This is a genomic window from uncultured Brachyspira sp., assembly GCF_949287625.1.
Classification (GTDB): Bacteria; Spirochaetota; Brachyspiria; order Brachyspirales; family Brachyspiraceae; genus Brachyspira.
Genome location: NZ_CASEGO010000165.1, coordinates 1 through 3613, shown reverse-complemented (window position 1 = coordinate 3613; position 3613 = coordinate 1). Strand labels below are relative to the sequence as shown.

The window sequence follows — 3613 nt, the reverse complement described above, 5'->3', positions numbered from 1 at the left end:
ATTTTGTCAACTGATGTACATTATATAGAATTATCAACTTTTTTGCCGCACAAAAAAGTTTTTGCCAAAGGCACGCTTCGCGAAAAACGCAACTGATAGAACTTTATATTTTAAAGATATGTATTAAACGTATGGTAATATCTGGAATTTGGGCTAAAAATGCAGTCTTTTTGGTTCTCGCCGAAGGCGTACAGCATATGGTTCTTTGTGCCACACCGAAGGCGGACAGCGTCACAAAAGAACTGGAGGGTGCCGAAGGCACGCAGAGCGTGGCACGACTGTGTGCTTCGCAGTGCTAGTCCCCGCAATTATAAATAAAAATAGTTTTGAAACAAGTCTATTAAATTAAAAAACTGTAAATATTAAGAAATTGAGTTTTGAAACAAGTCTATTATTTATAAAAAGGAAATAATGTTATCAATTTTTTAAATATTTCCGAAAATTAAAAAATAGATTTATTTTTACATAAATATTGAAATTTTAGTTTTATTTAATATAGTATATTTTTAGGGGAGATGTTTATATGGCAACAACAGGAGCTTTTCTTGATGAAGTATATCAAAATGCAGTAGAAGCTGAAGTTAATAAGAGAAGTACCACACTTTCCAATTTGGCCGACAATGCTAAAGATTATCAAAGAGAAATTTCAGCATATGAAGATTTGAAATCCAGATTGGATACTCTTTCTACGGCTTCAAAAGAGCTATATGGTTTTCGTTCTCCTTTTAGAAATTTTGTTGGTACAGGAGATGGAATACCAGACTATTTTACTGTTACAGCAAACAGACTCGCTAATACCACAACATACGATATAGCTATAAGAGATATAGCAGCCAGTCAGAAATTTTCTTCAAAAGCATTTAATATGGCGGATACTCTTCCTGCTGGTAAAATAGTATTGAAAATAGGAGATGAGGAAACTACAATAGATTTTGCAGGCGGAAGTTTGGTAAATTTGCAAAAAGCTATAGATAAAGCATTTGGTAAAAAAGTAAAGACTACAATAACGCAAAAGTCAAGAACTTTACAGGTTCTTACTATGGATTTGGTAAAAACAGGTTCTAAAAATATAGTTGAAGTTGTAAGTGATGATTCTGGCATATTAAAAGAGCTTAATATGTTTACTAGAAGACCTTACAGATATTTAGGACATATATTTAATCAGGAACTTTTAAGTAAATGGGAAGATGAATCTGATAATTTAACTACAAACTATATGGTAAAAAATGACTTTATAGTTCTTCAGGGCGAAAATAAATTATCACTTCCTTTACATAGAGAGGCAGAGGCTAATGAAAATATTACTTTATCAATAACAGCGAGAGTTTCAGATTCATTAGACGATGCAGAAGAGCCTCCTATTATGCCTCCTACAGTGGATTTATCTATTCCAGACACTGGAGTGACTTTTAACAAAATAGACAGTGTAATATATAAAGATGTTGAACTATACGGAGAAGGTTTATCTCCAGCAGACAGTTCAAGAACATTTGAAGATATAAAAAAATATAAAGAAGCATTAGAAGCAGAACGTAAAGCTAAAGAGGGATTAGAGGCAGAAGCCCCAGAACCAATAGACGCTACAGGTTTTAATTCTGAAATAATAGGAGTTAAATATATTAATAAGGCAGGAGATGAAGTAGAAAAATTCTTTGCTTTGCCTACTATAAGTTCATCTTGGCAGAGACTTAATATTCCTATAGGCGGTCAGTTTGAAGAGGGAGACGTTATAACAGAAGTCGTTTTAATAAATAAAAATGCAGGATACAATGTATTTTATAAAGATTTGCTTATAGAGGATATGGGAAGAGAGGAAGACGCTCCTAATTATCTAATATCCGAAGCAACTGATGCAAGAGCTTCAATTGATGGTGTTGATGTATTGAGTGATACCAATGAGTTTAATGATGTTGTAAACGGGCTTAATATAACAGCTAAAAAAGTTACTCCTGATGCATTTGCTACTACTATTGAGGTTGATAAAGAAAAGGTAGTTGACGGAATAGTAAACTTCATAAGTGCATATAATGATGTTATAGACCTTTTAAATGATACCACTCAAAGACCTTTAAGCAGAGATATAAGAGACGGTATTGAAAATATGAACAGAACTGAGCTTATAGATTTGGCTACTACTTTGGGAGTAGAATATAATCCAGAGATGGCAGATTCTGCTTTGAAGAAAAAACTTTATTATGTAGGAGTATTCAGCGGAAATACTCTTGTAAGCACTATATCTCAGCGTATTAGAATGATTGTTGCTGATTCTTATGAAACAGAATATGGAGAAGAGCTTGCACTTCTTGACCAAATAGGTATAAACAGAGGAAACGCTGGAGAGGAATGGTCTAAAGTAAAAAAAGGCTTCTTACAGGTTGATGAAGAGAAGTTTATGAATAAAATAGAAACCCAGATGGACGGTATAGAAGAACTATTCTCTAATGATATAACTGGAGATGATATACCTGATACTGGCGTTGCTTATACTATGAGCGATTTTGTAACTCCTTATTCTCAGACTAGAGGTATTGTTGAAAACAGTATTATGATGACAAGAAACCGTATGGAAGACAATAAAAAAAGAATGGATGCTGAAAAAGATAGAATAGAAGAATACAGACAGCAGAGACTTGCTTCCTATTATAAAATGCAAGGCGAATTACAGCAGGCTGAAAGAGAGAGAAAAAGACTTGAATCTTCTCTAAATCAGAATGCAGGCGGAAATTAATTTTTTATTATTTTCTCATATATGAAAAAATTGGGACTTGTACTTGGAGGAGGCGGAGGAAGAGGTGCTTATCATATAGGTGTTTGGAAATATTTATTAGAATCGGGTATATATGATAAAGTGTCTGCTATTTCTGGTGATTCTGTAGGTGCTCTGAACTCCTGCCTTTTCGCTATGAACAATTACAATCTGGCTGAAAAAGTATGGAAAGAAGAGATAAAAACTAAAATACTTACAGCAAAAAAACTTAAGGAGTATTTTAAAATCAATAAATCTTCTCTATTTGGTATATTTTCAAGAGAAGGTTTGCTTGAAATTATAGATAAGTATATAGACCTCAATCTTATCTCTAATTATCATTTTAATATATATGCTTCCTGCTCAGAGTATAAAGCTCCTTTCTTTATAAAGCCTAAATATTTTAAGCTGAACGGAAACTCTAATGAAAGAATAAAAAAAATACTTCTTGCTACTTCTGCATTAATTGCAGTATTTCCTACAGAAAAAATTGATAATCATTTCTATCTTGACGGCTATTATACTGATGACTGCCCAATATCCCCATTATATGATTATGAAGAGTGTACGGATATTATAGTTGTTCATTTGGATAAAAGAAAACATGTTAAGAGAAAAGATAATATCAATGTGTATGAAATATATCCTTCAAAAAACTTGGGTAACTTTTTTAATGGTGTTTTGGATTTCTCGCCTGAAGGTGCTTCAAGAAGAATAGAGCAGGGCTATAATGACGCAAAGAAGTATTTATCATTTATGGAATCAGAAAAATAGTATATACCTAAACAAATACAGTTTGTCAAAAAATAAATTTTTTAAATTTTGATATTTGCGGGGCTTTGCCCCACACCCCAGTTCTTTTGTTGG

The 3613-nt window shown here is 32.8% G+C and carries 2 protein-coding genes; both read left to right on the top strand.

The genetic code is table 11. The features are described 5' to 3' along the window. The first annotated feature begins 523 nt into the window (after positions 1–523). The gene (gene fliD, locus Q1X91_RS15075; RefSeq protein WP_300759352.1) at positions 524–2728 is read left to right on the top strand and encodes a flagellar filament capping protein FliD; all 2205 of its coding nucleotides are present in this window, start codon (positions 524–526) and stop codon (positions 2726–2728) included. A gap of 21 nt (positions 2729–2749) precedes the next feature. Further along, entirely contained in the window at positions 2750–3520 is a 771-nt protein-coding gene (locus Q1X91_RS15070; RefSeq protein ID WP_300759349.1) for a patatin-like phospholipase family protein, read from the top strand. The last annotated feature ends 93 nt before the right edge of the window (positions 3521–3613 follow it).

Excerpts from the sequence above, each read along its gene's own strand:
- fliD (WP_300759352.1), top strand. The coding sequence starts at position 524 with ATGGCAACAACAGGAGCTTTTCTTGATGAAGTATATCAAAATGCAGTA.
- Q1X91_RS15070 (WP_300759349.1), top strand. The coding sequence starts at position 2,750 with ATGAAAAAATTGGGACTTGTACTTGGAGGAGGCGGAGGAAGAGGTGCT.